General features: G+C 64.4%; 18 protein-coding genes and 1 pseudogene. 14 read left to right on the top strand and 5 right to left on the bottom strand.

Annotated features, from left to right (window positions below; all coding sequences use genetic code 11):
* Positions 1 to 117: 117 nt before the first annotated feature.
* The 3 genes from BM125_RS14865 to rpsB form a co-directional block, all read right to left on the bottom strand.
* Positions 118 to 1680: a serine hydrolase gene (locus BM125_RS14865; RefSeq protein ID WP_175498111.1), complete on the bottom strand. Its 1563-nt coding sequence runs from the start codon at positions 1678 to 1680 to the stop codon at positions 118 to 120.
* Between the two features lie 269 nt (positions 1681 to 1949).
* A complete protein-coding gene (tsf, locus tag BM125_RS14870; RefSeq protein WP_092409384.1) occupies positions 1950 to 2822 on the bottom strand; it encodes a translation elongation factor Ts in 873 nt (290 codons plus the stop codon).
* Positions 2823 to 3042: 220 nt separating this feature from the next.
* Positions 3043 to 3954, bottom strand: a complete 912-nt coding sequence (gene rpsB / locus BM125_RS14875; protein ID WP_092409386.1) for a 30S ribosomal protein S2 — start codon at positions 3952 to 3954, stop codon at positions 3043 to 3045.
* A gap of 309 nt (positions 3955 to 4263) precedes the next feature.
* On the opposite strand from rpsB, the gene map reads away from it, so the two are divergent.
* From map to BM125_RS14930, 11 genes and pseudogenes are all read left to right on the top strand, one after another.
* Positions 4264 to 5031, top strand: a complete 768-nt coding sequence (gene map / locus BM125_RS14880; protein WP_092409388.1) for a type I methionyl aminopeptidase — start codon at positions 4264 to 4266, stop codon at positions 5029 to 5031.
* 86 nt (positions 5032 to 5117) lie between these two features.
* Positions 5118 to 7628 (top strand): annotated as a pseudogene (gene glnD, locus BM125_RS14885) ([protein-PII] uridylyltransferase); the annotation flags it as partial.
* On the top strand, positions 7561 to 8541 hold the full coding sequence (gene dapD / locus BM125_RS14890; protein ID WP_245778941.1) for a 2,3,4,5-tetrahydropyridine-2,6-dicarboxylate N-succinyltransferase: 981 nt from the start codon (positions 7561 to 7563) through the stop codon (positions 8539 to 8541). The pseudogene glnD and the gene dapD, both read left to right, overlap by 68 nt.
* Positions 8538 to 8900 (top strand): Spx/MgsR family RNA polymerase-binding regulatory protein, encoded by a 363-nt coding sequence (locus BM125_RS14895; protein WP_092409391.1) that lies wholly within the window; start codon positions 8538 to 8540, stop codon positions 8898 to 8900. Before dapD ends, BM125_RS14895 begins: the two co-directional genes overlap by 4 nt.
* Positions 8901 to 8967: 67 nt before the next feature.
* Positions 8968 to 10110, top strand: a complete 1143-nt coding sequence (dapE, locus tag BM125_RS14900) for a succinyl-diaminopimelate desuccinylase (RefSeq protein ID WP_092409393.1) — start codon at positions 8968 to 8970, stop codon at positions 10108 to 10110.
* 340 nt (positions 10111 to 10450) lie between these two features.
* On the top strand, positions 10451 to 12307 hold the full coding sequence (locus BM125_RS14905) for a hypothetical protein (protein WP_139225034.1): 1857 nt from the start codon (positions 10451 to 10453) through the stop codon (positions 12305 to 12307).
* Positions 12308 to 12316: 9 nt separating this feature from the next.
* The gene (locus tag BM125_RS14910; protein WP_092409398.1) at positions 12317 to 12937 is read left to right on the top strand and encodes a hypothetical protein; all 621 of its coding nucleotides are present in this window, start codon (positions 12317 to 12319) and stop codon (positions 12935 to 12937) included.
* A 192-nt stretch (positions 12938 to 13129) separates the two neighbouring features.
* Positions 13130 to 14137 carry a hypothetical protein gene (locus BM125_RS14915; RefSeq protein WP_139225035.1) on the top strand — a complete coding sequence of 336 codons (1008 nt, stop codon included), beginning with the start codon at positions 13130 to 13132 and terminating at the stop codon, positions 14135 to 14137.
* Between the two features lie 28 nt (positions 14138 to 14165).
* Positions 14166 to 14834, top strand: a complete 669-nt coding sequence (locus tag BM125_RS14920; protein ID WP_139225036.1) for a C40 family peptidase — start codon at positions 14166 to 14168, stop codon at positions 14832 to 14834.
* Positions 14835 to 14844: 10 nt separating this feature from the next.
* Complete coding sequence (locus BM125_RS14925) at positions 14845 to 16023, top strand: hypothetical protein (protein WP_139225037.1); 1179 nt, start codon at positions 14845 to 14847, stop codon at positions 16021 to 16023.
* A gap of 158 nt (positions 16024 to 16181) precedes the next feature.
* Positions 16182 to 18125, top strand: coding sequence for a hypothetical protein (locus tag BM125_RS14930; RefSeq protein ID WP_139225038.1), 1944 nt, complete (start codon positions 16182 to 16184; stop codon positions 18123 to 18125).
* 54 nt (positions 18126 to 18179) lie between these two features.
* Here BM125_RS14930 and BM125_RS14935 read toward each other — a convergent pair whose 3' ends face one another.
* On the bottom strand, positions 18180 to 20588 hold the full coding sequence (locus tag BM125_RS14935) for a penicillin acylase family protein (protein WP_092409408.1): 2409 nt from the start codon (positions 20586 to 20588) through the stop codon (positions 18180 to 18182).
* A 540-nt stretch (positions 20589 to 21128) separates the two neighbouring features.
* On the opposite strand from BM125_RS14935, the gene BM125_RS14940 reads away from it, so the two are divergent.
* Positions 21129 to 22664, top strand: a complete 1536-nt coding sequence (locus BM125_RS14940) for a proprotein convertase P-domain-containing protein (RefSeq protein ID WP_175498112.1) — start codon at positions 21129 to 21131, stop codon at positions 22662 to 22664.
* Between the two features lie 85 nt (positions 22665 to 22749).
* Here BM125_RS14940 and parC read toward each other — a convergent pair whose 3' ends face one another.
* Positions 22750 to 24990, bottom strand: a complete 2241-nt coding sequence (gene parC, locus BM125_RS14945; protein ID WP_092409412.1) for a DNA topoisomerase IV subunit A — start codon at positions 24988 to 24990, stop codon at positions 22750 to 22752.
* A 250-nt stretch (positions 24991 to 25240) separates the two neighbouring features.
* Between parC and BM125_RS14950 the strand changes: the two genes are divergently transcribed.
* Together BM125_RS14950 and BM125_RS14955 are read left to right on the top strand one after the other, a co-directional pair.
* Positions 25241 to 25807, top strand: a complete 567-nt coding sequence (locus BM125_RS14950; protein ID WP_092409414.1) for a sigma-70 family RNA polymerase sigma factor — start codon at positions 25241 to 25243, stop codon at positions 25805 to 25807.
* Positions 25804 to 26583: a DUF3379 family protein gene (locus BM125_RS14955; protein WP_092409416.1), complete on the top strand. Its 780-nt coding sequence runs from the start codon at positions 25804 to 25806 to the stop codon at positions 26581 to 26583. The genes BM125_RS14950 and BM125_RS14955 overlap by 4 nt, the downstream gene beginning before the upstream one ends.
* The last annotated feature ends 45 nt before the right edge of the window (positions 26584 to 26628 follow it).

Here is a 26628-nt window from a genome sequence, read left to right on the forward strand (position 1 = left end):
GCCATGCATTGCGACACTGCGCCGTCCGTCCGGCGTTCCATTCGTGGCCATCCGGACCACGCCGAGGTGCGTTCGTGCACGATGGGCGGGACTCGCTGCTCGGTTGCTTGCGCGCGATTATTCGCTTTTTGCCGGTGGCGCCTTGCGCACGAAGTGCACGCTGCCGTCGTCACCGCCCAGGGTCACCGAAGCGATACTGCCGTCGCCTGCCTGGCCGAACTGGACCGCAGTCTCGCCACCGCGGCCGTCACCGCTGTGCCAGCGGAACGTGTCGTACTGCCAGTGCGACAGCGGGCCGGCATTTTCCGGCAGCGGCCCGAAATGCATGGACAGAATGCGCTTGCCGAGGGTCACTTCGACGTCGCCGAAGGCCGGGTTGCTGTAGGTGCCGGCATAGTCGGCCAGGGCATGCGACGGCCGGGTCCCCTTGACGCGTCGGGCATCGGCCGCGGCTTCCAGGGTCTTCCGTTTTGCCTTGCTCTCGCCGTAGAGCTTGAGCAACTCGGCACTCCAGTCACGATCCGGGGCGCCGGTGTACAGGTCCATGACCTTCCACATCAGGGCGTGGCGCAGTTCGACATGATCGGCGTTGCCGAACACGTAGACTCCGAGGTTTGCATCGGGCATCAGGCCGATGATCGATGTGCGGCCATCGATGCTGCCGGTGTGCATGGCGACGAAATGGCCGCGATAGTCCTGCTCGAACCAGCCGAGTCCATAGCTGATCCAGTGCGGGCGTGTCAGTTGGGCGGTCGGATAGAACTGCTCGTCGGGGACCAGGGCCTGCGGGCGGAACAGCTCGTGGAAATTCTTCTCGCTGACCAGTCGCTTGCCGCCGGCCTGGCCGTCATCGAGCAGGAACGCGAGCCAGAGCGCCATGTCGTGTGCGCTCGACCAGGCCGCGCCGGCAGCCGGAACGCCGTCGACCGAGCCGTCCCTGACCCGCACGAGTTTGCCGTCGATCTCGAAATGGGGCGCCGAGACGTTTTCGCTGCCGCTGTTCTTCATGCCGGCGTAGGTCGCGCTCGATTCGTCCATGCCGAGCGGGGCCATGATCCGGGTCTCGACGAATCGGTTCCAGGGCATGCCGGAGGCTTTCGTGACCAGTTCTCCGGCCAACTGGTACATGACGTTGGCGTAGCTGAAACTCGAATAGGGCGGGTAAGCGGGAGTCAGCTCGCGAACACGCTCGAGGATCTGGCGCGAGTCGAGATCGCCGCGCAGCCAGAGCAGATCGGCTTCGGGCCCGATGCCGGCGTTGTGGCGCAGGGTGTCGCGCACCGTGACCGTGCGGCTGAAGGCCGGGTCGGGCATCTCGAACCAGGGCAGCACCTTTTGCACTGGTTCGTCCCAGGCCAGCTTGCCCTCGTCGACCAGCATGGCCACGGCCAGGGCGGTCATTGCCTTGGTTGTCGACATCATGCCGAAGCGGGTGTGTGCATCGACGCGTTCCGGGCGACCCAGTTCGCGCACGCCGAAGCCCTTTACATAGACCGTCTGGCCGTCCTTGACCACGGCAATTGCCAGTCCGGGAAGCTTCCAGTCGGCCATGGCCTTCTCGATATAAGCATCGAGTGCGGCACCGTGGTCGTCAGCCCGGGCAGGGGAGTCGCCGGCATGGGCCAGGTCGGTCCACGAACAGGACAGGAACAGGCAGGACGCCAGCAGGAATGTGCGCATCGGAAACTCCCCCAAGTGCCAACCGATATTAGGGAGGGTCTGGGCCATTGGCGCAACCGTCACGATGCCTGCCCGTGGGCAGATCGCCACGCGTCGACGCCGACAGGCTGGCCGTCACTGTTCCTGGGTTGCCCTGCCTCCTGCATCACTGCAGACGTTTCAAGCCGGCGCAACAAGGATCTGCGTGCAGGCGAGCGTGTTTCCGGGGTCCGAAAACAGGAAAGCCGCAGATGACTGCGGCTTTCCCGGCTGTCGCGTGAAGGAGCGGATCAGGCCAGCCCGGCCTGCTTCATCACTTCGGCGGCATAGTCCTCGACCACCTTCTCGATGCCCTCGCCGACCACGAGGCGATGGAACGAGATCACTTCCGCGCCCGCCTTCTTGAGCACCGCGCCAACCGTGTCGTTGGTATCGAGCACGTAGGGCTGTCCGGTCAGGGTGACGTCGTTGACGATCTTGTTGATCTTGCCGCTGATGATTTTCTCGAGGATTTCCGGTGGCTTGGACTTGTCCTTCTCGGACATCTTGGCCAGCTCGATTTCCTTTTCCTTGGCAATGAACTCGGCCGGCACGTCCTTTTCGGTGATGTGCGGCGGGTTCATCGCGGCGATGTGCATGGCCAGGCCGCGGGCCAGGTCCGGCGAACCGCCCTTGACCTCGACCAGCACGCCGATACGGCCGCCGTGCAGATACCCGGCGACTTCGTTCTGGCTGTCGATATGCACCATGCGGCGGATCTGCACGTTCTCGCCGACCTTCGCGATGACGGCGGCGCGAGCTTCCTCGACCGTACCGCCCCCGGGGAACGGGGCGGCCTTGAGCGCTTCGACGTCATTCACGTCGAGTGCGGCCGTGGCGACCTGGTCGGCGAAGGCGACGAAGTTCTCGTCCTTGGCGACGAAATCGGTCTCGCTATTGATTTCGACGAGGGCGGCCTTGTGGCCCACCTGGGCCAGCACGATGCGGCCTTCGGCGGCGACGCGATCGGCCTTCTTGTCGGCCTTGGCCAGGCCCTGCTTGCGCAGCCACTCGATGGCGACGTCGATGTCGCCGTTGTTCTGGGTCAGGGCCTTCTTGCATTCCATCATGCCGGCGCCGGAACGCTCGCGCAGTTCCTTGACCATCTGGGCAGTGATATCCATCGGTAAAACCTCACAGCTTGGCGCAACGCAAAGTCGCGCGAATGGGAAACGGGATGCCTGCAGTCCGGACCCGACCGGCGCGGGAAAGGGCGACCTGCGCACGCTTTCCTGGCCGGTTCGATGCCGGGAGCAGGCACCTTGCGCCGGTCTGCCCCGCGGTTTGCGCGGGACAGCGCGGCCTGACCGCTACCTTCCCTGTCCGGGATGGCAGGCGTATGACTTACTCGGCAGCCGGGGCTTCCGCAGCCTTGGCCGGCTTGGCATCGCCCTCGGCCGGCTTGGTGTCGGAGCGCGGCTTGGCCGGGCCACTGCGACGGCCGGCTGGCGGAGCGCCACGCTTGGCCGCCGGCTTGCCACGCGGCGCCTGCTTGCGGCGATCGTCCTTCGCGATCGGGTTGCCTTCGGCATCCATTTCGACGAATTCGTCGGCGCCCACGGCAATGTGCGGCGCGGCGGCCTTGCCCTCGAGTACGGCGTCGGCAACGGCGCTGGTATAGAGCTGGACCGCGCGGATGGCGTCGTCATTGCCCGGAATCGCATAGTCGACCAGGCTAGGGTCGTAGTTGGTATCGACCACGGCGACGACCGGGATACCGAGCTTCTTGGCTTCCTGGATGGCGATGTTCTCGTGGCCGATGTCGACCACGAACAGCGCGTCGGGCAGGCGGCCCATGTCCTTGATGCCGCCGAGCGAGCGCTCGAGCTTCTCGCGCTCGCGGCCGAGCTGCAGTACTTCGTGCTTGACCAGCTTTTCGAAGCGGCCGTCGGTGGCCATGGCCTCGATTTCCTTGAGGCGGGCGATCGACTGCTTGACCGTGCGGAAGTTGGTCAGCATGCCGCCAAGCCAGCGCGCGGCGACGTAGGGCTGGCCGCAACGCGTGGCGTCTTCCTTGACCGCTTCGCGAGCCGAACGCTTGGTGCCGACGAACAGCAGGGTGCCGCGCTTCTGGGCCAGTCCGGACACGAAGTTCATCGCGTCGTTGAACAGCGGCAGGGTCTTTTCGAGATTGATGATGTGGATGCGACCGCGCGCGCCGAAGATGTACGGCGCCATGCGGGGATTCCAGTAACGTGTCTGATGGCCGAAATGGACGCCCGCTTCGAGCATCTGGCGCATGGTGACCTGAGGCATGGTGTAACTCCAATCGTGGGCAGCCGCACGGCCATTGGCGTAATGCGCGGTGATGCCCGGGGTTGAGACCTCCACGTATCCGCCGTCTGCGACCTCCGGAGAGGCACCCCGAAAACGGTGACGATACGTGTGCGGATTTGGCGTAACGCAGGCAAGTGACTACCCTTGTCCGCCAGTGAGGGCCTTGCGGTGACGCTGCGAGGCCTTATTTCGTTTGCCGGCAACCACTTAAGCAAGTGGCTCGGCTTAGCCGTAGAATTGTAGCCTGTCCCCTGCGCCCACCACAAGCGCCCAGCACTACGAGAAACCATGTCCGTAACGATCAAGACCCCCGATGAGATCGAAAAGATGCGCATTGCCGGCCGCCTGGCCGCCGAAGTGCTCGAAATGATCGCCCCCCACGTCAAGCCCGGCGTGACTACCGAGGAGCTCGACCGGCTCTGCTACGAACACATCGTCGACGTGCAGCAGGCGGTTCCGGCCAATGTCGGCTACAAGGGCTTCCCGAAGACGGTCTGCACCTCGGTCAACCACGTCATCTGCCACGGCATCCCGACCCACTCCAAGGTGCTCAAGGACGGCGACATCATCAATATCGACGTCACCGTGATCAAGGATGGCTGGCACGGCGACACCAGCCGCATGTATTTCGTCGGCGAGCCCTCGGTGCTGGCCCGGCGCCTGGTCGAGACCACGCGCGATGCAATGCTGGCGGCGATCTCGATCGTGCGGCCGGGGGTCACCCTGGGCGACATCGGCGAGACCATCCAGAAATACGCCGAAGCGCGCAACTTTTCGGTCGTTCGCGAATACTGCGGACACGGCATCGGTCGCATCTACCACGAGGATCCGCAGGTGCTGCACTACGGTACCGCCGGTACCGGCCTGAAACTGCAGAAGGGCATGACCTTCACGATCGAACCGATGATCAATGCCGGCAAGCCGCATACGCGACTCTTGCCGGACGGCTGGACCGTGGTCACGCGCGACCACTCGCTGTCCGCGCAGTGGGAGCACACCATTGCTGTCACCGACGATGGTCACGAAATCCTGACGCCCTGGCCAGCGGCCGCCTGAGGCGTGCCGCGGTGAAGCCGTCCGCCGAATCGGCCGCGCGCATTCCGGTCCTGCCTCGCCTGGCGCGACCGGCCAATCGCGTCGGCGTGGTCGGACCGGCCAAGTTGGCGCTTCGCCAGTATCTGGCCGACTACGAGCGCGACCTCGGCGGGGCGTTTCGCGAACATGCCGATGCCGAGCAGATCGTCGCTGCGCGCGCCGCGGCGGTCGATCGCGTACTCGACTATGCCTGGCATTCCTGGCTCGGCGAGGCCGACGATGCCGCCCTGATCGCGGTCGGCGGATATGGACGTGCCGAACTGTTTCCGTACTCCGACGTCGATCTTCTGATCCTGACCGTGGAATCGCCCGAGCCGCGCGTGATGCGCGCGATCGAGGCATTCTGCGCCGGCCTCTGGGACCTCGGCATCAAGCCCGGCATGGCCGTCCGCGACCTGGACTGCTGTCGCGAATTGGCCGGACAGGACGTCAGCGTCTACACCAATCTGATCGAGGCGCGCTTTTTGGTCGGTTCCCGCGAGCTGGCCGAGCGCCTGCTCGCCCGTCTTCCGGACGAATCGTTGTGGACGCCGGCGCGTTTCCTCGAAGCCAAGCGCGCCGAACAAACGGCCCGGCACCAGCGTTTCGGCGACACCGCCTACAACCTCGAGCCGCAGCTGAAAGAAGGTCCCGGGGGCCTGCGCGACCTGCAGCTGATCGGCTGGCTGGGCCGGGAAATCGCCGGTTCGGGCGAGCCGGCGCAGATGGTCGAAGCGGGTCTGCTCGACGCCACCGAAGCCGAGGCGCTGGGCTCGGCCCGGACCACGTTGTTCCGCATCCGCCACGCCCTGCATTTGCTCGCCCGTCGCGCCGAGGAACGCCTGCTGTTCGACTACCAGCGCGAACTGGCGCGTCTGCTCGGCTATCGCGACGAGCACGCCGACAACCTCGGCGTCGAGCAGTGCATGCAGGATTACTATCGCGCCGCCCGTCGCATTGCCGGTACCAACGAGGAGTTGATCGCGCGTTGCAGCGAAATGCTGGCGACCTCGGCCGCCGACGTCCGCGATCTGGGCGATGGCTTCCGACGCATCGGCGATCGCCTCGACGTGGATGCCAGCCACCGCCTGCAGGAAGAACCGCAGACCCTGATTGCGCTGTATGCGCTGATCGCCACCGAGCCGGGGATCCGCGGCCTGCGCGCGAATGCCTTGCGCCAGGTCCGCCTGGCCATGGCCAACCCGGCCTTCGATCTGGATCGCCCCGAAGTCTTCGCCGCCCTGCGCGAATTGCTCGAGCGCGGCGCGGCGGCGGTCGAGGCGCTCGCCGCGATGGCCCGGCATGGCGTGCTGGCCCGGCTGATCCCCGGCTTCGCGCGGGTAACCGGGCGCATGCAGTACGACCTCTTTCATGTCTACACGGTCGACGAGCACACCATGCGCGTGCTGCGCTTCATGGCGCGCTTCGCAAGCGAGGACGGTGCGCGCGATTTTCCGCTCGCGCATACGGTCTACCAGCGCATTCCGCAACCCGCCCTGCTCCTGCTGGCCGGACTCTTCCATGACATCGCCAAGGGCCGCGGCGGCGATCATTCGGTACTGGGTGAAGAGGACGCGCGCGTTTTCTGCGCACGCCTCGGCCTGCGCCCCGCAGCGGTCGACCGGGTCGCCTGGCTGGTTCGCCAGCACCTGCTCATGAGTGTCACCGCGCAGCGCCAGGACATCACCGATCCAGCCGTGGTGCACCGTTTCGCCGAGCAGGTCGATGACTGGGAGCGGCTCGATTACCTCTATCTGCTGACCGTCGCCGATATCAACGGAACCAGCCCGAAATTGTGGAACACGTGGCGTGACCGCCTGCTCTCGGATCTCTACGCGGCCACGCGCTATGTCCTGCGCGAGGAGTCCGGCGAACTGCCCAAGGCCGGGGAACGCGTGGCCGAGACGCGTGCGCGCGCAACGTCGATGCTGGAACCGAAGGGCCTCGATCCGTCGGTCATCGCGCGCATCTGGGCGGATTTTCCCGAAGAGAGTTTCCTGCGCTACCGGCCCGAACAGATCGCCTGGCAGACCGCGGCCATCGCCACCCACGATGCGGCTTCCGGCGCCCTGGTGCGCGTCAATCCGCTCGGCGTCCGCGGTACCAGCGAAGTGTTCGTCTACTCGCCCGATCGCGATGGCCTGTTCGCCACGATCACGGCCGTGCTCGACCGGGCCCAGCTCAATGTCGTCGAGGCGCGGGTCATTTCTGCCCATTCGGACATGGTCCTGGATACCTTCTACGTCCTCGATGCGTCCGGCAAGCCGCTGCCCGAAGGCGAACGCGTCGAGGCGATCGAATTGGCGCTGCGCTCGGCGCTCGGCATGCGCGTCCTCAACGAGCAGCCAGTGCGCCGGGCCCTGCCGCGCACCTTGCGACATTTCCACATCGTTCCTCGCATCGTCTTCAGCGTGGTCGCCGGACGTACCCGGCTCGGCCTGGTCTGCACCGATCGGCCGGGCCTGCTCGCCTCGGTCGCGCAAACCTTCCGCTCACTCGGTGTGCGCGTGCATGATGCGCGCATCGCCACCTTCGGCGAACGCGTCGAGGACTTCTTCCGCATCAGCGACGAAAATGACCGCTTGCTCGATGAAGCCGGTCAGGAAGCGCTGCGTGCGGCACTGCTCGAACAACTGGATCTTAGCCAGCCCGAACGACAGAAGGTCATGCATGCCAACCCTTGATTCCCGGATCGAAACGGCGTGGGAACGCCGCTCCGAACTGACCCCCGAAGAAATTTCAAGCGACATCCGCCCGGCCGTGGAGACGGCGCTCGACCTGCTCGAAAGCGGCAAGGCGCGTGTGGCCGAGCCGCTGCCAGGCGGTGGCTGGCAGGTTCACCCGTGGCTGAAGAAGGCGGTCCTGCTGTATTTCCGCATCAACGAAAATCGCGTCATGGACGGTGGCCCGATGCAGGCCTGGGACAAGGTGCCGCTGCGCTTCGTCGATGCCGATGCGCAGACCTTCCGGGAGGCGGGTGCGCGGGTCGTACCCGGGGCGTTGGTCCGGCGCGGCGCGCATGTCGCCGCCGACGCGGTGCTGATGCCGAGCTACGTCAACATCGGTGCCCATGTCGGTGCGGGAACCATGGTCGACACCTGGGCCACGGTCGGCTCCTGCGCGCAGATCGGCGCGCGCGTGCACCTGTCCGGCGGAGTCGGCATCGGAGGCGTGCTCGAACCGCTGCAGGCCGGTCCGACCATCATCGAGGACGACTGCTTCATCGGCGCGCGTTCGGAAGTGGTCGAAGGGGTCGTGGTCGAGCGCGGCAGCGTGATCGGCATGGGCGTTTTCCTCGGCCAGTCGACCCGGATCTACGATCGCGCCACGGGGGTCGTCAGCTATGGGCGCGTACCCGCCGGCAGCGTGGTCGTGGCCGGGTCCCTGCCGGCCGCCGATGGCAGCCACAGCCTGTATGCCGCAGTCATCGTCAAGCGTGTGGATGAAAAGACCCGGTCCAAGACCGCCATCAATGAGCTGCTGCGCGCATGAGCATCGAAATCTTCGGCCTGAACAAGTGCGATACCTGTCGCAAGGCGCGCAACTGGCTCGATCGCCACGCGATCGACTACCGCTTTGTCGACTATCGCGAGCAACCGGCATCGCCGGCGATCCTAAAGCAATGGGCGCAGGCGGTCGGTGGTTTCGAATCCCTGGTCAACCGCAGCGGCACGACCTGGCGCACGCTCTCGCCGGCGCGCAAATCGCCCGGATCTGCGGCTGAATGGAGCCTGCTGATCCGCGAGTACCCGGCCCTGGTCCGTCGCCCGGTCCTGGTGCTTGATGACGGCTCGGTCCACCTCGGCTTCAGCGACAAGCTCTATGCGCGCCTGTTTGCGGCCGAGACATGATCGACGGCAATCGCCTGGAACCTGCCCGAGCCAAATCCCGAGTCCCCCATCCCCAATCCCGAGTTCCATGTCAGCCATCCTCGAACTCACCAGTGAACTGATCCGGCGCGCATCGGTAACCCCCGATGACCAGGGCTGTCAGGCCCTGCTAGGCGATCGCCTGTCGCGCGCCGGCTTCGCTGTCGAGACCTTGCACTATGGCGAGGTCTCCAATCTCTGGGCCACTCACGGCCAAGCCGGGCCGGTGCTGGTTTTTCTCGGCCACACCGACGTCGTGCCGAGCGGTCCGGAGACCGCCTGGTCGAGTCCGCCATTCGAGCCGACGGTTCGCGCTGGGCTGCTGTTCGGACGTGGCGCCGCCGACATGAAATCCGGCGTGGCCGCGATGACCCTGGCCCTCGAGACCTTCGTCCAGCGACATCCGCAACATGCCGGTACGGTCGGCCTTTTGCTGACCAGCGACGAGGAGGGGCCATCGGTCGACGGCGTGCGGAGGGTGGCCGAGGAGTTTCGCCGACGTGGCCAACGCGTCGACTGGTGCCTGGTTGGCGAGCCGTCCTCACGGACCGCGCTCGGCGATCTGATCCGGATCGGTCGGCGTGGTTCGCTGCACGGCCACCTCGAAGTGCGCGGCATCCAGGGCCATGTTGCCTACCCGGACAAGGCACTCAATCCGATCCATGCCCTGGCGCCGGCCCTCGCCGAACTGGCGTCGACCCGATGGGACGAGGGCAACGACGGCTTCCCGCTAACTTCGTTCCAAGTCTCCAATATCCGTTCCGGAACCGGCGCCAACAACGTCATTCCGGGTACGCTCGCTGCCTCCTTCAACTTCCGCTACGGCACGGCAAGCACCGCCGAGGGTTTGCGCGAGCGCGTCGAAGCCTGCCTGCACCGGCACGGGCTCGATTTCTCGATCGCCTGGGACCTGTCCGGGGAACCGTTCCTGACCGCCGAAGGCCCCTTGCGCAAAGCGGTCAACGAAGCCGTCGGCGCGGTTTGCGGCCGAATCCCCGAGCCGAGCACGGCGGGCGGCACATCCGATGGAAGGTTTATCGCGCCGCTGGGTGCCGAAGTCGTCGAACTCGGGCCCGTCAACGCCAGTATCCACAAGATCGACGAACATATCGATGTGGCGGAGCTCGAACGCTTGCCTGAGTTGTATCTGGCGGTGGTCGAACGGCTCCTGACGGGCAGGCTGGCGGACTGAGCCAGGCGCCCGTGACGGTACGAATTCACGCAATCTGAACACACTCGCACTGGCCGGTAGGTGATATTGGTCGCCGGTTCGTGGTAATAATCGGAGTGTTTTGCCGTTCGGCAAAATTTCGAATGGAATCAGGGGGACGGCCCGCGGTGCAATTTCGCCGGGTTCCCGAGCCCTACTGCCGGCCTGGACATGCCGGAGCGGCTCCACGGGGCCGGTCTTGCGGCCTTGATTGAACCGGGCATGGCTTGAGCCTGCCCCTTGTCCCATCATTTGTGAGGTGAGCGTTTTGCGATCCTGTTCCCCGGCCTGTCGGCCTCCCGCACTTCGCCTGCTGCGGATCGTGTTGCTGATCGGCGCATTGCTCGTCTCGCTACAGGCGCTGGCTCTCGATTTCACCCCCCATGGCACCCAGCCCGGGCTGCTCTGGGCCCTCGAAGAGCCCGATGCGTGCAGCTCCTGCCATCGCGGCTTTAGTGGAACCGCACCCGAATTCATGCCGCACAGCACATGGAGCGGCTCGATGATGGCCAATGCGACCCGCGACCCGCTGTTCTGGGCAGCGCTCGACGTCGCCAACAAGGATTTTCCTGGCGCCGGCGACTTCTGCCTGCGCTGCCATACACCTCCGGGCTGGTTGAACGGGCGCGTCGTCAAGGCCGTCGGCGGCGGTACCAGCGGACCCGGCGGCGCCAGTGGCTGCCAGTTGACCGGCGACTACGACAATTTCGACAGCAAGGGCAATGACTACTCGGGCCTGACCTGTCACTTTTGCCATCGCATGATGCCGACCGGTCCGAACGGCGAGTCCGGCTTCATCGGCAACGGCAATACCTGGATCGACAACACGACGACGTGCACGAATCCGGATGGATCGCAGTACGGTGGTCCGTGCCGGCGCGGCCCCTTCACGTACACCAACGGCACGCTCGAGCCGCCGCATGGCTGGGTCAAGTCCGAATATCACGAGCAGTCCCAGCTTTGTGGATCCTGTCATGACGTGTCGACGCCCGACACCGACGAGGGTCCACTAAAGACCCTGGTCCTCGAAGGCGGCGTGGCCACCACACGACCGATGCCGATCGAACGCACTTACTCGGAATGGAACAGAAGCCTGTTCGCCGACACGATCTATCGCGATGGCATGGGCGAGGGGCCGTCCGGCGTGCCCGCATTCGCGCGCGCCCAGCAGTGTCAGACCTGCCACATGCGTTCCAGCCAGGACCTGACCGCCAAGGCCTGCAACCAGAATCCCGACGGTTCGCGCACCGGCAACCTGCCGGTCCATGAATTCGTCGGCGCCAATGCGTGGGTCCCTGGCATCATCAAGGTCGAATACGCCAACAACGTCACCGGCTTCGGCCGCGAGGCCGACTTCGAGCGTACGATCACGAATGCCCGCGCCATGCTCGCCTCGAGCGCGAACGTGGAAACGAGCATACTTTCCTACACGGCGCCCACGGCCGGTTCCGCGGGTTCGATCAGCGTCCGCGTCAAGGTCACCAACCTGAGCGGCCACAAGCTGCCGACCGGTTACGCCGAAGGCCGTCGCATGTGGCTCAACGTCAAGGCCGTCAGCGCCACGGATGCCATCGTCGCCGAAAGTGCCGCCTATGATCCGCTGAGCGCCGAACTCACCCTCGATCCCCAGGCCAAGGTCTACGAGACCCTGCAGGGAATCTGGACGCCGGGCTCGCCGGGCGAGTGCAAGATCGAGGAAGCCGGCAAGGCGCAGTTCCATTTCGTGCTCAACAACTGCATCCGCAAGGACAATCGCATTCCACCGCTGGGCTTCCATCCGGTCAGCCCGGGTGATCCGAATGGCGACGAGCTGAGGCCGGTCGGCTACAGCTATCCCGAGACCTCGCCGGGCTCGGGCACCCTGGTCAACTACGATACGACCGACTACACCTTCACCTTGCCGGCCGGAACCGATCGACCGATTCGGGTCGACGCCGAACTGAAGTTCCAGATCTCGAGCAAGGACTACATCGAGTTCCTGCGCGATCAGGCGATCACGCCGCCGACGATTCCTGCGGAGAACACGTTGTGTGCGGGAGGTCCGGGTCGACCCTTCGATATCGGTCCACAATCAGCCTCGCGCGGCGAATACATGTTCGCCCTGTGGAACAACCCGACCTACGGCAGGTCTCCGCCGGAGACGGCAGGCAACGCATCCACCGTCACGACACCGAACTGATTCATTGCCATGTCACGCAGGAACTCCATTCGGGCACGAACTGACTGGCAAGTCGCCCTGCTGCCGGTCGCGCTGGTCCTGCTCGGCGGATGCGCGGCTGGCCCGAAGTCTTCCGGCAGCGATTCGCTGGCCGGCATCGATCACAGCGGCAGGATGCGGGGCTACATCGAATCAAAGCGGGTCACGGACTTCTGTCCGGACCAGGCCAGCCGCAGGGATGATGAGCGCTGCGTGGTGACCCGGGGTTTCGACTACTCGCGGGGCGTCACCATCGTTCGAACCTATGATCCGAATGGTGTTCTCATTGCGACACAGGAGCCGCCGGGTGCCGACCTGAGCCTGACCGATGTGGAGCGTGCCCGGGTCGAAGCCCTCGTTCGTTCCGATCCCCGGATCAGCGACATCGTCAATGCGCCCGACGTCGTACTTTGGCACGGCGGTTTCGTCATGCGCGAGCCCGGCGACAAATACTGCGATCGGGGATCTCGCTGCATCCGCGTCATTGCCGCCATCCATGGAGGCGATGACGTGATCCTGCATTCGGTGGTCGATCTGATGACCGATCGCGTGGTCTACCCGAAATATGTCCCTTCCGGCAAGAGCGTCGCCCGTCATTCGGATGGAGGTTGAGTAATGGTCCGGTTCCGTCTCCTTTTTGCGCTGATTCTCCTGGCCACGGCTGCGGTCCCCGTCGCGCAGGCCGCATCGCCGACCTGCGTTGCGCCGGAGGTCAAGCTGAGCTGGCCCACGACGAACCCGATCTGGGAAATGTGCTGGCTGGGGCCGGATCAGAGCGTGGGTCCCCGTGGCTCCGGAATGGAGTTGCGCAACGTCTACTGGAATGGCCAGCTCGTCATGCGCAGGGCGCACGCCCCGATGTTGTTCGCCGAGTACAAGGATGGCTTCGGGGGCAACTGCTACCGCGACTGGAAGGACATCAGAACGCCGATATTCTCGCTGCCTGCCGTGCAGAATCAGCTCGGGGTAAATCCCGATCCCAACACGCCCGCGGCCGTCACCTCCTGCGACCGTTCCGATCAGCCCACCCAGTCCTACGGCACCTGTCCTTTTGCCCTGAACACTCCCGGCTACACGTGCGCGAACGGGGTCACGATCGAAGACCTTGGCGACAGCGTCAGATTAACGACCCAATACATCGCCGACTGGTACATGTATTCCTCGCGTTTCGTGTTCTATGCCGATGGACGGATGCAACCTTCCTTCGGCTTCGGCAACCGAAACGGGACCTTCAATGAAGTTACCCACTGGCATCACAATTACTGGCGGTTCGAGTTCGATATCGACGGCCTGGGCAACAATGTCGTCAGCATCGACAATGCCGACCAGTCAATCGAGTTCAGCGATCTTCGCAGTGCAGGGGGCGGAATCGGTGGAGGCCCCCGCACCTGGTCCGTGCGCAATGCGGTATCGGGAAATGGCTATCGCTTCGTACCCGGTGCGAATGACTATGCATTCCAGGCCAACGAGTCGGGCCGAGATTTCCACACGGTCGATTTCATGGCCACAAAGGCCCATGTTGGGGAGTACGGTGATACGCCAAGCTACGACCTGTTTGATTGCGAAATGCACAAGGACAACCTGGTCAACGGCGAGAGCATCGCCAACACCAACCAGGCGCTCTATTACCATGTCAGTGTTCGCGACACGACCGCCAACAGCTGGCCGCCCGGGTGCAGTGGTGGAAACTGCCTGCCGCAGGATTCCATGGTCTGCAAAAAGGCGGGTCCAACCCTGGTGCCGATCGGTCCTTGGGCCGATTACATATTCGCCAACGGATTCGACATTCTCGTTCCCGGTGCACACCTGTAGTTTTTCCACGAGGATGGCGACCATCGCAATGGCGAAAGACAAGTTCCCCAGCATCCTGATTGTCCTGGCGATGGCGTTGCTTTCAGCGTGCCATGCTGACGTGTCGAGACCCACACCGGATGCCTCGAAGTCGACGGCGCCGGGTCATGTCGAGGGCAAGCTGCCCCCCCTGTCGGCTTCGCCAGGCGTCGGTGGAGACAAGCTCCGCACGGACCTCGCCTCAAGCGATATCGTTCTGGCCGACTACGTGCCCGTTCGCCGATATGGTGACGTCTTTACGACGAATGGCGTAAATCGCAAGGTCATCGTCGAGTACGGATGGGACTACCGTCGGGGCGTCGTTGTCGAGACCGTGTACGACGAAAACGGTGAGAGGCTGAGCCGGATCGACAAGCCGGGCTACACTCTGAATTTTTCGAATGAAGAACTGGAGCTCGCCATTGCGCTTGCCCGGGAGGAAACTTCGCTGCATGAGCGCCTGTCCGCGAGTGACCTGAATTTTTATGCGGGCTTTGCCTATCGCGAAGCCAAGGAACCGGATTGCAGCGCGGGATCGCGCTGCGTCCATGTCATAGTTTCAGCCGGCGACGGTCAGCGTCACGTTGCGCACGCGATTGTCGACTTGATGTCCAGACGCGTCATTCACGCGTCGCTCGATCCGGATCGGAAGCCCGATCCGATTCCAGATCATTCATAGGGGAAGGGAGATGCGAAGAATCACGTTGAAGGCAGGCGCTGTCTTGGTGCTGGCGGGAATTGGACTTGTGTCCAATGCCATGGCGGCGGGCGCCAATTGTTCGCTCTGGGGCGGCTCTTTGCTCAAGTGGCCCGCGGCGAATCCGGTTTGGGAAATGTGCTGGGTGCCACCCAGCCAGAGTGTTGCCGCCGATGGCTCGGGAATGGAGCTTCGAGACGTGCACTACAAGGGCATCCTTGTCGCCAAGCGGATGCATGCGCCGATCCTGTTCGCCGAATATCGCAACACCAGTACGTGCTACCGCGACTGGAAGGATGCTGATGCGCGATTCGTCGCGTCGCCACCGGTGCGCAACCAACTCGGAGTGCCAACACCTTTCATTGCAACGACAAGTTGCGATGTTTCGCAGGCCGCAACTGCTTCTTACGGCAGTTGCCCGTTCTCAGGCGCTCCTGGATTCAACTTCGTCGCAGCGGATTGCATAGGATCGCCTGGTGGTGTGGCCATTGAAGACATGGGCGACCACGTTGTGCTGACCACCCAGTACTCAGCCGCCTGGTACCAATACACCAGCCGCTATGCATTCTGGGACAACGGCGACATCCAGCCCGAGTTCGGATTCGGCAACTCGAATGGAACCAACAACAGCCTGACTCATTGGCACCACAACTATTGGCGATTCGATTTCGACATTGATGGCGCAAACGACAATGCAATTCTCGCCAATGGGGTTCCCCAGTCCACGGAGTTCACCGGTCTGCGGAGTGCGACTGGCGGGCCGGGAGGAGGTCCAACCTACTGGGACGTGATTACCAACAAGGGTGGATTCGGGTACCGCATAGTGTCAGGTTCCGGCGATTACAATCCGCCCAACCAGTCGGGGCGCGGGTTGCATTCGGTGGACGTCATCGGAAGCCTGTTCATCAACAACGAATATGCCGACCACAGTGACAACAACCTGAGCGATTGTGTGATGGCGGCCGGCAACATTGCGAACAGCCAGAATATTTCCAATTCCGATGTGGTGTTCTGGTATCGCGCCAGCGTGCGTGATGCAAATGGAAACGACTGGCCACCGTCGTGCAGTGGCGCAGGCTGCGAGGCGCAGAATTCAATGGTTTGCAAGCATGTCGGGCCGACGATCACGCGAATCGGTGACTGGCCCATATTCCGCAACAGTTTCGAGTAGTGCCGCACGCCGAATCCCGGCGATGGGAGTTGTGGCACACAATTGCCAAGGGCGGCTGCTGACAACACAGAGCAGGTGCAAAAAACATGATTACGCTGATGTCAAATGTTCGGGCCGCGGCACTTGCCACGGCTGCTGTCCTGGCGGGGCCATATGCGATGAACGCCATCGCAGAGCCAACAGGTCAATCCGCACAGCCCCAAAGCCCTGATTCGCTCTGGTCGGCCTGGGGCGGCGAGGTCGGTATTCGCTGGAACCGTGAGCTGGCTGCCGACATGGGCATCCATTCGTTCGAGACGAGTGGGAAACTTGAGGGACGAAGCTGGCGCGAGCATGAGCGTTTCGCTGTTCGCCAGTCGGGCAGCCTCGATTTCCGCGTTGCCAATGGCAATCTGCAATCCTTCGTCGGCGGCTCGGTGCAAGCGCGTGGCGGGTATGTACTCAAGACCGCGGCCGGCGATATCGATCTGACTGATTTCCGCCTGAAGACGCGCGCGGACAATCCACTCGTCCTCGATCTGGTCGGCGCCGATGGCAAGGCCTGGTTCTATGTCGATCGCCTCATGTACGAGCTGGTCGACGACAACAAGGTGCTGGCCGTGCGCACGATGGATCTCCGTGTGAGTCCGGCGCTGGCGACCCGACTGGGCCATCCCGACATGGCCAACTGGGCCATCGCGGATATGGAATTGACGGCCCAGGTCCTGACCCAGGGCAGCGGTGCGGTTCCGAACGGCGGCGGCGTATTCGACTGGGCCGGCACGCAGGTGCCGGGTGAGCCGAACGGAACGAACTTCCAGGCCGATCTGTTCATGAAGACTTTCAGTGTCCAGTTCAGCCGATGCAATGGCTGCACGGGATCCTCGAGCACGGGCCAGGTCGTGTTCACGCCGAGTTCGACGCTGCAGAACAACGTCAACAACGGCACGGCCGTGGCGACCGTTGCCGGCGATCCCCTGGGCACCAGCAGCGCGCTGTGGACCGCCGATATTCCCTGGCACGGCAAGTTCTCGGGAACCTTCCCCCCGTATGGCAACGACCAGCATCCCTACCTGATCTGGAACATCTACCGGTTAAGCGCCGATGGCAGCATCGACCAGATCGGTCGCTCCGGGGTCAAGCACGCGTTCCTGACCACCAATCAGGGATGTGCGTCGGGTCATGGCACCGATTCGCACGTGCTGGGCCGGCAGTGCTCGGACACGTATGGAACGGGCAACAACGACAGCAGCAGCGATCTCGGCCCTCGATCGGAAATCATCCCGGCCACCAACCAGTGGGGCCGTTGCGGTTCGATCTACGACACCAACTGCGACGGAGCTGCCAACTCTTCGGGCAATACGCAGTATTCACAGCGGCTGATCGTGGTCGAATCGCAGATCGACCCGGCTGTGCAGACCGGCGCGACCTACCTTTTTGAATCCTGGTACCTGGCGCGCGAGGACATCAACATCTACAACTCGATGGCGACCCGCGGCATTTCGCCCACGCGGAGCGGCACGAGCTGGAACGTCGGCAGCGGCGCGGCCTACCGGCTGGGCCCGGCCATCGATCGCTGGCTTGAAGGGGTGAGCCCGGGCGCGACTTCCGCATCCGAGGAGCTGGCCAGCAGCGAAGGGCACACCAAGGTTGCGGTCAAGGTGTTTGATCTCGGTGGCGGTTCATGGCGCTATGACTATGTCGTCATGAACTTTGACTTTGCGCGGCCGTTTACCGAAGGCAGTGAACCGAATCTGCGGGTCGTCCACAACTTCGGGTTCGATCGATTCGCGGTTCCCGTGGCCGCGGGTGTCAACCTCACCAATATCACCTTCAGCGATGGCGATACCGACTCGGGCAACGACTGGACGACTTCGACGGTGGGCGGAAGCCTGACCTGGAGCGCGCCGGTCAACCCGACGCCGCCGACCAACGTGCCGGCCGAGCTCAATCCGCTCAACTGGGGCACGATGTTCCGGTTCTCGTTCGTCGCCGATGGCGGTCCGCAGCAGGTCGCGACCAGTCTGCATGTCGCGGAAACCGGGAACCCGCAGAGCCTGTCTGCCGATCTGCTCGGTCCGCTCAACGACACGATCTTCGTCGACGGATTCGAATCGCCGTAGACCGCGTTTCCGACTCAGCCTCGACGGGTGCCCGGCACCCGTCGAGGGCGTAATTCATCCGGGGCCGGGCTCGAAACGCAGCTCATGGATGGCCGGACCCGGAAGGAACGGTGTCGGCTTGCCCTGCACCCAATCCTCGTGTCCGGCGCCGTAGAACGGGGACAGCGGATGTCCGCTCTGCCCGCCGGGCAATTCGAAATAGCCATGCGCCTCGTCCCCCGGGGCCACCGCAAATCGCTCCGAGGCGCCGAATCGGGGCCCCTGCACACGCGGCATGTTGCTGTCGCCCGGTAGGGGGTCCGCCGGCATGTCCAGATAGGTGGCAAGGAACCCGGGTAGCGCACGCGACAGCGGATGCGCAATGCGCGCGGTATTGCGCTCACCCCAGCTGCGCTTGGCGATGCCGCCTGGCTGCGATTGCAGGCGTTGGGCGACGCGGTCCAGACATGCTTCCTGCAGCGCCTCCCAACTGGCATAGCCCGCAGGCAGCAGGTTCGCAGGGCGGCGCTCGAGCAGCATCCAGACCGCATGTTCGGCTTGGCCGAGCTTCGGAAGCTCAAACGCCGGGTAGTGGACGCGGACGGCGGCGGCAAAGCCATCGAGTACCGTGTCCTTTACTTCGTTGCGCCAGGCCCGAACGATGCGGTACGCGACCGAGGCGGTCGAAGCGCGGCCGTCCCAGTCATCGAGCGCCTCGCGTACGTCGCTGCGCAGTGGCGTGCTGGCGCTGTGCTCGAGCAAGTTGACGAGGCGCTGGTGCCAGCGTTCGAGAAAAAGGGCACGGTCGTCCAGCTGGATGGCGAGCATGTCCGCGCTCGTAAAGTGGTCCCGCGCGCGGAGATCATCGCGGATCTGGGCCTGACGGGCGCCAAGGTCGTAGCCTCCATCGCCGAGCATGTCGAGGAAAGGACCTTCATCGACCACGCGCGCATTGGCCGTCCAAAGGCGCTTTTCCGGCGGATTCGAGATCAGTGGCATCTCCGCCGGCGCGAGCCAACCTTGCCAGCCGGTGCCGGCGATGCTCCAGTCCGAAGGCAGGCGGGGATCGAACCCGCCGCTACGCTTGGGGACGCGGCCGGCGATGGTCCAGGCGATGTTTCCGAAACGATCCGCAACCATGAAATTCTGCGCCGGCATGCCGGCCTCCTGCACGATCGCAACGCCTTCGTCGGCCGTCTCGGCAGATTCGAGTCGCATCAGTTCCAGATTGACCGCGCCCTCGCGATGCGCCGTCCAGGCCAGTGCGAGCGGCGTACCATCGGCATCCTCGGCCAGGATCGGACCCCACCGCGTCTCGCGGATCTCCAGTGTCTCCGCGGCTTCACCCTTGGCCTGGATCGTTTCGGCATAGGTGCTGAGCGGTTCGCTGCCGTCGACTGTGCGGTAGCGGCCCGGATCGGCCGGATCGACGATGACCCGCACCCAGTCGGTCAGATCCGCATAGCTGTTGGTGAAACCCCAGGCGATCGCGCGGTTGCTGCCGGCGATGATCGCCGGCGTGCCGGGAAGGCTGGCGCCGCTGACATCGATGGTTTCGCCCGTGCGTCGTGGGCTCGGAAAAATCAGGCGGGCCCTGAACCAGATGTCCGGTACGCGCAGCTCGAGATGCATGTCGTTGGCGATCATGCCCGCGCCGCCGGTTAATCCGCCGCCGACCGCAAAGCTGTTGCTGCCCGGAACATTGTCGATGGAAGCGTCGGTACCCCGCAGCAGCGAGGCGTCGATGGCGCGCAGGTCCAGATCGCCCGCTGGCGGCGGATCCGGCCAGCGCATGGGCGGCCCGCTCAACGGCGCATCCCATGATCCGCCGGTCGCGGAGAGGAACCGCCAGGCGGAGTCGGGGAGGGCCGACTTCATCAGCGAGAAGGCCAGTTCGCGCTGGTTGCCTGCATCGTTGAGCGCAAAGTACATGGCATCGACAACGAGAACCGTGTCTTCACTGCTCCAAGGCCGCGGCGTCGTGCGTGTCAGCAGGTACGGGAACGGACGCACGCCCAGCGCAGCCAGGCCCGCATTGACGCCGTCGCGATAGCGCTCGACCGCGTGCCGCTCTGCCGCCGAGGCGAGGGCAAGGCTGGCCCCGGCGCGTGCACGCATGCGATGCGCGCGCGCACGGCGGTCGATTGGCAGGGCGGCCTTGCCGAACAGTTCGGCCAGTTCCCCGGCCGCACTGCGGCGCATCAGGTCCATCTCGAAGAAGCGTTCCTGCGCATGCACGAATCCGAGGGCCCAGGTCACGTCGTCTCGGTTCATGCCGCTGAGGGTGACGGTCCCGCGAGCGTCGCGCTTGACCGACACTGCGGCCGACAATGCCGTGGAACGGATCGTTCCGTCCAGTTGTGGGAGGCTTCCGCGTAACGCCAGCCAGCCGCCCGTCAGAACTGCGGCAACGACCAGTACGACGATCAGTGCGAGCAGTGAAAGCGACCGCAACAGGGTCCGTTTGCGATTGCGGACGTTCATTTCGAAATCTCGCTCCGCTCGATGCGCCAGGGCCCGCAGGGCCGCGCGGCCTGGCGGCGAGCCGGTCGGGTTGATCGCGCCGGGGCGTCATCGGCGACCCGCGGGTTTGGAAAAGACCTCGGGAATCTTTGGTTCAAGGGGAAGCTCCGGGAACGGATGGGCTTTGATAGGGGCTGGGACGGCCGGAAATGGGCGACATCTTGCGGGTGAAGGCTGAACGGGTCAAAGATTTGGGTCGACTTCTTCATTTCAGTCGCGAGCAGTGCTAGTGTGGAGTCTGCGGCCATCCATTTTTGGCCGTTGCAATTCCGTTCCGAGAACCGCTACCCGGTCTTACAGGACGGTCGGTTTCTGTTGGCTTGGCGGACCCGTCCGCCAAGAATCCGAGTTCCAACACCTGGGGATTTCACCATGCCAAGATCGATTCGATACTTCGTTGCACCCGCTGCAATGGCGCTGAGCATGTGCGCGACGGCCGTTGTAGCCCAGTCGTTTTCTCCTTCGACATTCGAGGTTCCAAAGCCGCAGCGGCAAACCTTCGTGCCGGCAGGTACTTCCTGCGGCTCCATCGTCCTTACCCAGTCGACTTCGCAGTCGATAACGACCGGCAACTCCGTGTCGTGCAACGCGGGTGGCCTGCATTCGGACAACTCCTACTTCCGGTCATTCCCGCTGACGGCGGACATCAACGTCTGCGAGGTCCAGTTCGGCGTCGAGACGGCAGCTGGAGCGGGTGGAACGCAGCCGGTGACGGTCAATCTCTACAGCGGCACGGGCGCATTCCCGGGCACCTTCCCGGGCTCGTACACGCAAATCGGCACGGCGTCGGTCAATGTGCCCGACCAGTCGGCCACGATATTCCCGGCAACTGTCAGCGGCCTGGCGACCGCGGGATCGAATCTGGTCGTCGAGGTGTTCACGCCGGACGGCCAGACCGCGGGAAATTCATTCTTCATCGGCTCGAATGCCTCGGGTGAGTCCGCGCCAAGCTACCTGCAGGCGGCGGATTGTGGTGTAACCACGCCGACAACGACCGGCGCGATCGGCTTTGCGGGCATGAATATCGTCATGAACGTGGTCGGCAATCCGGGTGGACCCTCGCTGACCGTTGGTTCGGCCCAGGCGACCCTGGTCGACCAGTGCGCAAGCAATCCCGGCCAGTCCAATGGCGTGATCGAACCCGGTGAGACCGTCACCGTGCAGGTACCGATCAGTGCCGCGGGCGGCAGCTTCACTGGCGTTGTGGCGACGCTGGGCATACCGGCTCCGGCTGGCATCACCTATGTCAACTCGACCTCGAACATCGGCTCGCTGGCCGATGGCAACAGTGCCACGGCGACCTTCACCGTCACCGCGGATGCCGGCGCGACCTGCGTCACCGGGTTCTCGCTGCCGATCGATGTCACCAGCAACGAAGGCACGACGGCTTCGGGCTCGGTTGCCTCGCAGATTGGCGAAAGCGGCAACGTGACGCCCAATGAAACGCTGCCGATTGCGATCCCCGACAATTCGCCAGGAACGCCCGCCACCTCCACGATCACGATCGGCCAAGACCTCACCCTGACCGATCTTTCGGTGGCCGTGGCCATCAACCACACCTGGGTCGGCGACACCACGATCACCCTGACCAGCCCGGCGGGCACGACGGTCACCCTGCTTGATCGGCCGGGCGTCCCAGCGGGTACGTTCGGCTGCAGCAACGACAACATGGACGTGGTCTTCAGCGATAGTGCCAGTGTCGATCCCGAGACCAGCTGCCCGGGCACGACGCCCTGGCTGAGTGGCCCGGTACTCCCGGCCCAGGCCTTGTCCGCCTTTGCCGGCGAAAGCACGCTCGGTACCTGGACCCTTTCGGTCACTGACTCGGCCGCGGGCGATACCGGCGACGTCGTCGATTGGGGCCTGCTGCCAACGCCTGGCCTGACGGGTGTGTGCACAGTCTGTCAGGGCGGCGGCGGTCCGCCGGCGGCGGCCATCGATCTGCCGACCCTGTCGACCTGGAGCAAACTGGCGCTTGGCATGTTCGCCATCGCGTTTGGCGCGTTGATCCTGCGTCGTCGCTCGATCCAGCGTTGACCGCGCAGCCTTAAGCAAATCGTATCGGGGGCCGCAAGGCCCCCGATTTTTTTCCGTTGCGGATTCTCCGCGCAAAATCCCGGGTTCAGAGGCTGCTTTCGATCCGCTCGACGCGCTGGAATCCGCGCGGAAGCAGGCTGCCGCGCGTGGCGCGATTGCCACCGTATTCGACCAGGTCGGCCCACTTGAGGATCAGCTTGCGCTGGCCGGCGTAGAGGGTGACTTCTCCCCTGGCTTCGGCGACCACGGCAATTCCGACCACGCGTTCGCCGGAGGCCAGTTTCGGCTTGGGGATCTCGATCAGCTTGTTGCCCTTGCCGCCATTGTCGAGTTCGGGCAGTTCGGCCACCGAGAACATCAATAGATGACCGGCGCTGGTGGCGACCACGATGCGGTCGCGGGCCGAGTCATCGACCATGGCCGGATTGAGCACGTGGGCCCTGTCGTCGAGGTTCATGAGCTGCTTGCCTGACTTCTTGTTGCCAAGCAGGTTCTCGAAACGCGTGACGAAGCCGTAGCCGAGATCCGAGGCCAGGACCAGCCGCGTGGCCGGATCGGCGATCGCCAGGGTTTCGATCTGGGCCCCGGCGGGCAGCGTGAATCGGCCGCTCAGCGGTTCGCCATTGCCGCGCGCGGAAGGCAGGCTGTGCGCGAGCGCGGTATAGCTGCGACCGGTCGAATCGATGAAGGCGACCTGTTGCGTGGTGCGCCCGCGCGCGGCGGCGCGGAAGCCGTCGCCCTCGCGGTAGCTCAGGCCGGCTGCATCGATGTCGTGGCCCTTGGCGGCACGGACCCACCCCTTGGCCGAAAGCACGACCGTGGTCGGTTCGCTGGCCACCAGGGCGGCTTCGTCGAGCGCCTGGGCGGCCGCGCGCGCGACCAGCGGTGAACGGCGCTCGTCGCCGTACTTCTTCGCGTCCTCGCGCAGCTCGTCCTTGATCAGCGTCTTCAGGCGCGCCTTCGAGTTCAGCAGCACGTTGATCTTCGCGCGTTCCTGTTCGAGTTCATCGCGCTCGGCATTGATCTTCATTTCCTCGAGGCGGGCCAGCTGGCGCAACTTCGTTTCGAGGATGTAGTCGGCTTGTTCTTCACTCAAGGCGAAGCGCTTCATCAGCACCGGTTTCGGTTCGTCCTCGCTGCGGACGATGCGGATGACCTCGTCGAGATTGAGGTAGGCAATGCGCAGGCCTTCGAGCAGGTGCAGGCGGCGTTCGACCTTGTCGAGGCGGTGCTGCAGGCGACGGGTCACGGTGTCGGTGCGGAAACGTAGCCACTCGCCGAGGATCTGCTTGAGGTTCTTGACCTGCGGTCGGCCATCGAGGCCGATCATGTTGAGGTTGACCCGGTAGCTCTTTTCGAGGTCGGTCGTGGCGAAAAGGTGCGGCATGATTTCGTCGACGTCGATCCGGTTCGAACGCGGAAACAGGACCAGGCGGATCGGATTGAGGTGGTCCGACTCGTCGCGTACGTCCTCGATCATCGGCAGTTTCTTGGCCCGCATCTGGGTTGCAAGCTGCTCCATGATCTTCGAGGGCGATACCTGGTGGGGCAGGGCCGTGATGACGATGTTGCCGTCCTCGCGCGTGTAGACGGCGCGGGCGCGAAGCGAGCCGTTGCCCGTGGCATAGAGGGCGAGCAGGTCGTTCTTCGGCGTGATGATTTCCGCCTCGGTCGGAAAATCGGGCCCACGCACGTGCTCGCACAGGTCGGCGATGCTGGCCTCCGGTTCGTCGAGCAGTCGGATGCAGGCGGTGGCGACTTCGCGCAGGTTGTGCGGCGGGATGTCGGTGGCCATGCCCACGGCGATCCCGGTGGTGCCATTGATCAGGACGTGCGGAATCCGCGCCGGAAGCCAGGCCGGTTCCTTGAGCGTGCCATCGAAGTTCGGCACCCAGTCGACGGTGCCCTGGCCTAGCTCTTCGAGCAGGGCTTCGGCGATCGGGGTCAGCTTCGACTCGGTGTAGCGCATCGCAGCGAAGGATTTCGGGTCGTCCTGCGAGCCGAAATTGCCCTGGCCGCCGACCAGCGGGTAGCGATAGGAAAATGGCTGCGCCATCAGCACCATGGCTTCGTAGCAGGCACTGTCGCCATGCGGGTGGAACTTGCCGATGACGTCGCCGATTGTGCGTGCCGACTTCTTCGGCTTGGCCCCGGCATTGAGGCCGAGTTCGCTCATCGAATAGATGATGCGGCGCTGCACGGGCTTGAGCCCATCGCCGATGAACGGGAGTGCGCGATCGAGCACGACGTACATGGAATAGTCGAGATAGGCGCGCTCCGCGTAGTCCTTCAGCGCGATCTGTTCGTAGTTGCCTTGCAGGGTCATGATGTCCGGTATCGATGCGTCGGCAGGGGGCCGATGCGAACCTCCAATTGTGCCGGATCGGGCCGTGCGACGCATCGTGCGCCGGCAGTTGGGGATCGCCTTGCCCGGCCGCCGCGAGGCAATCGCGGAACCGGCCGTGGCGCGCCACAGTAGACCCGGTGGGTCCCGTTCCATGTCACAGGCATGCGTCCCGTTTTCGCTATGATTGGAGCGGCACGGCCGACTCGCGGGCCGCCGTCGGGGAGCCACCATGAAACAGGACGTCGACTGTAAGGAAACCGCAACGATGCCGGTCTATCCGCCCATGAGCAGTCGTCAGAACCAGTTCGAGGCCCTCGTCCGCGGCCATTCCACGGACCTGTACCGCTATGCCTACTGGTTGTGCGGACAGGATGCGCTGGCCCAGGACCTGGTCCAGGACACCTTTCTGCGCGCCTGGCGAGCGCTCGACAAGCTGCGCGAAGTCGGCGCGGTCAAGGCCTGGCTGATAACGATCTTGCGCCGCGAACACGCTCGCCTGTTCGAGCGCAAGTCGATGCCATCTGACGACATCGACGATTTCGACCTGCCGGATCCGCAGGCCACTCCCGAGCGCAGGACCGAGGAGTCCGCGCTGCGCCAGGCCATTGCGAAGCTGGAGCCCAAGTATCGCGATCCGCTGGTGCTCCAGGTGCTCGGCGGATTCTCCTGCTCGGAAATTGCCGCGCAGCTCGGGCTCGGCGAAGCCGCCGTCATGACCCAGCTGTTTCGCGCTCGACAGAAACTGAAAGGGCAACTGGGACTCGATGACCAGGCAGCCGAGGTGAGTGAACTATGAATTGCCTGGAATTCCGCCGACGACTGGGCAGTGAGCCTGCCTGCAGCTTCGAAGACTTCGTCGCCCATCGGGCGGAGTGCGTGCATTGCGCCGCCGCCCACGCGCGCGCCGAGGAATTCGAATCGCGGATCAGGGCGGCCTTCAATGTGGCCGTGCCGGCAAACCTCGCTGATCGCATCCTGCTCGCGCAGACCACCGAGGCGCGCCATGAGCGACGCGGTCGGCGGCGTGGTTTCGCGGCGCTCATGCTGGCCGCAGCGGCATCGATCGTCGTCGCGCTGGTCGCGGTGAACCGGCCACGGACCGAAGTGCCCGAACTGGCCGGAATGGTCGTCGATCATCTGCGGGAGCATGTAGTCGGCGCGGACAGAACCGGAAGTCCGGTGCCGAAGCAGGACGTCATGGATGCCTTTGCGGCGCGCGGCGTCAGCCTTGCTTCGGTCCCCGACGGTGTCAACTATGTGCACAAATGCCCGGCTGGTCCGTACAACACCGTCCACATGGTGATGCCCGAGCGATCCGGCCCGGTGAGCGTCGTTTACGTGGCCGACAAGCGCATTGCCGGCCAGGTGGATTTCAGCCGCGATGGCATGCATGGACGCCAATTGCCGCTGGGCAAGGGCTCCCTGGTCATGGTGGCCAGCGCTGATGCCGATTTCGACGCCATAGAGCGTGTCTGGAAGTCCGCCATGGGGGAAGCGGTCGCGACGTCCGAAGGCTTTGCTGTTCCGGTACTGCAGTCCCCTGGCCCCGGCGCGATACTCGCCGCTCCCTAGTCCCGATCCGATACGAAATTTCCAGCCGCCGGTTTCCTAGTGAAG

The sequence above is a fragment of the Dokdonella immobilis genome (genome assembly GCF_900115085.1).
In the GTDB taxonomy this organism is placed as follows: domain Bacteria; phylum Pseudomonadota; class Gammaproteobacteria; order Xanthomonadales; family Rhodanobacteraceae; genus Dokdonella; species Dokdonella immobilis.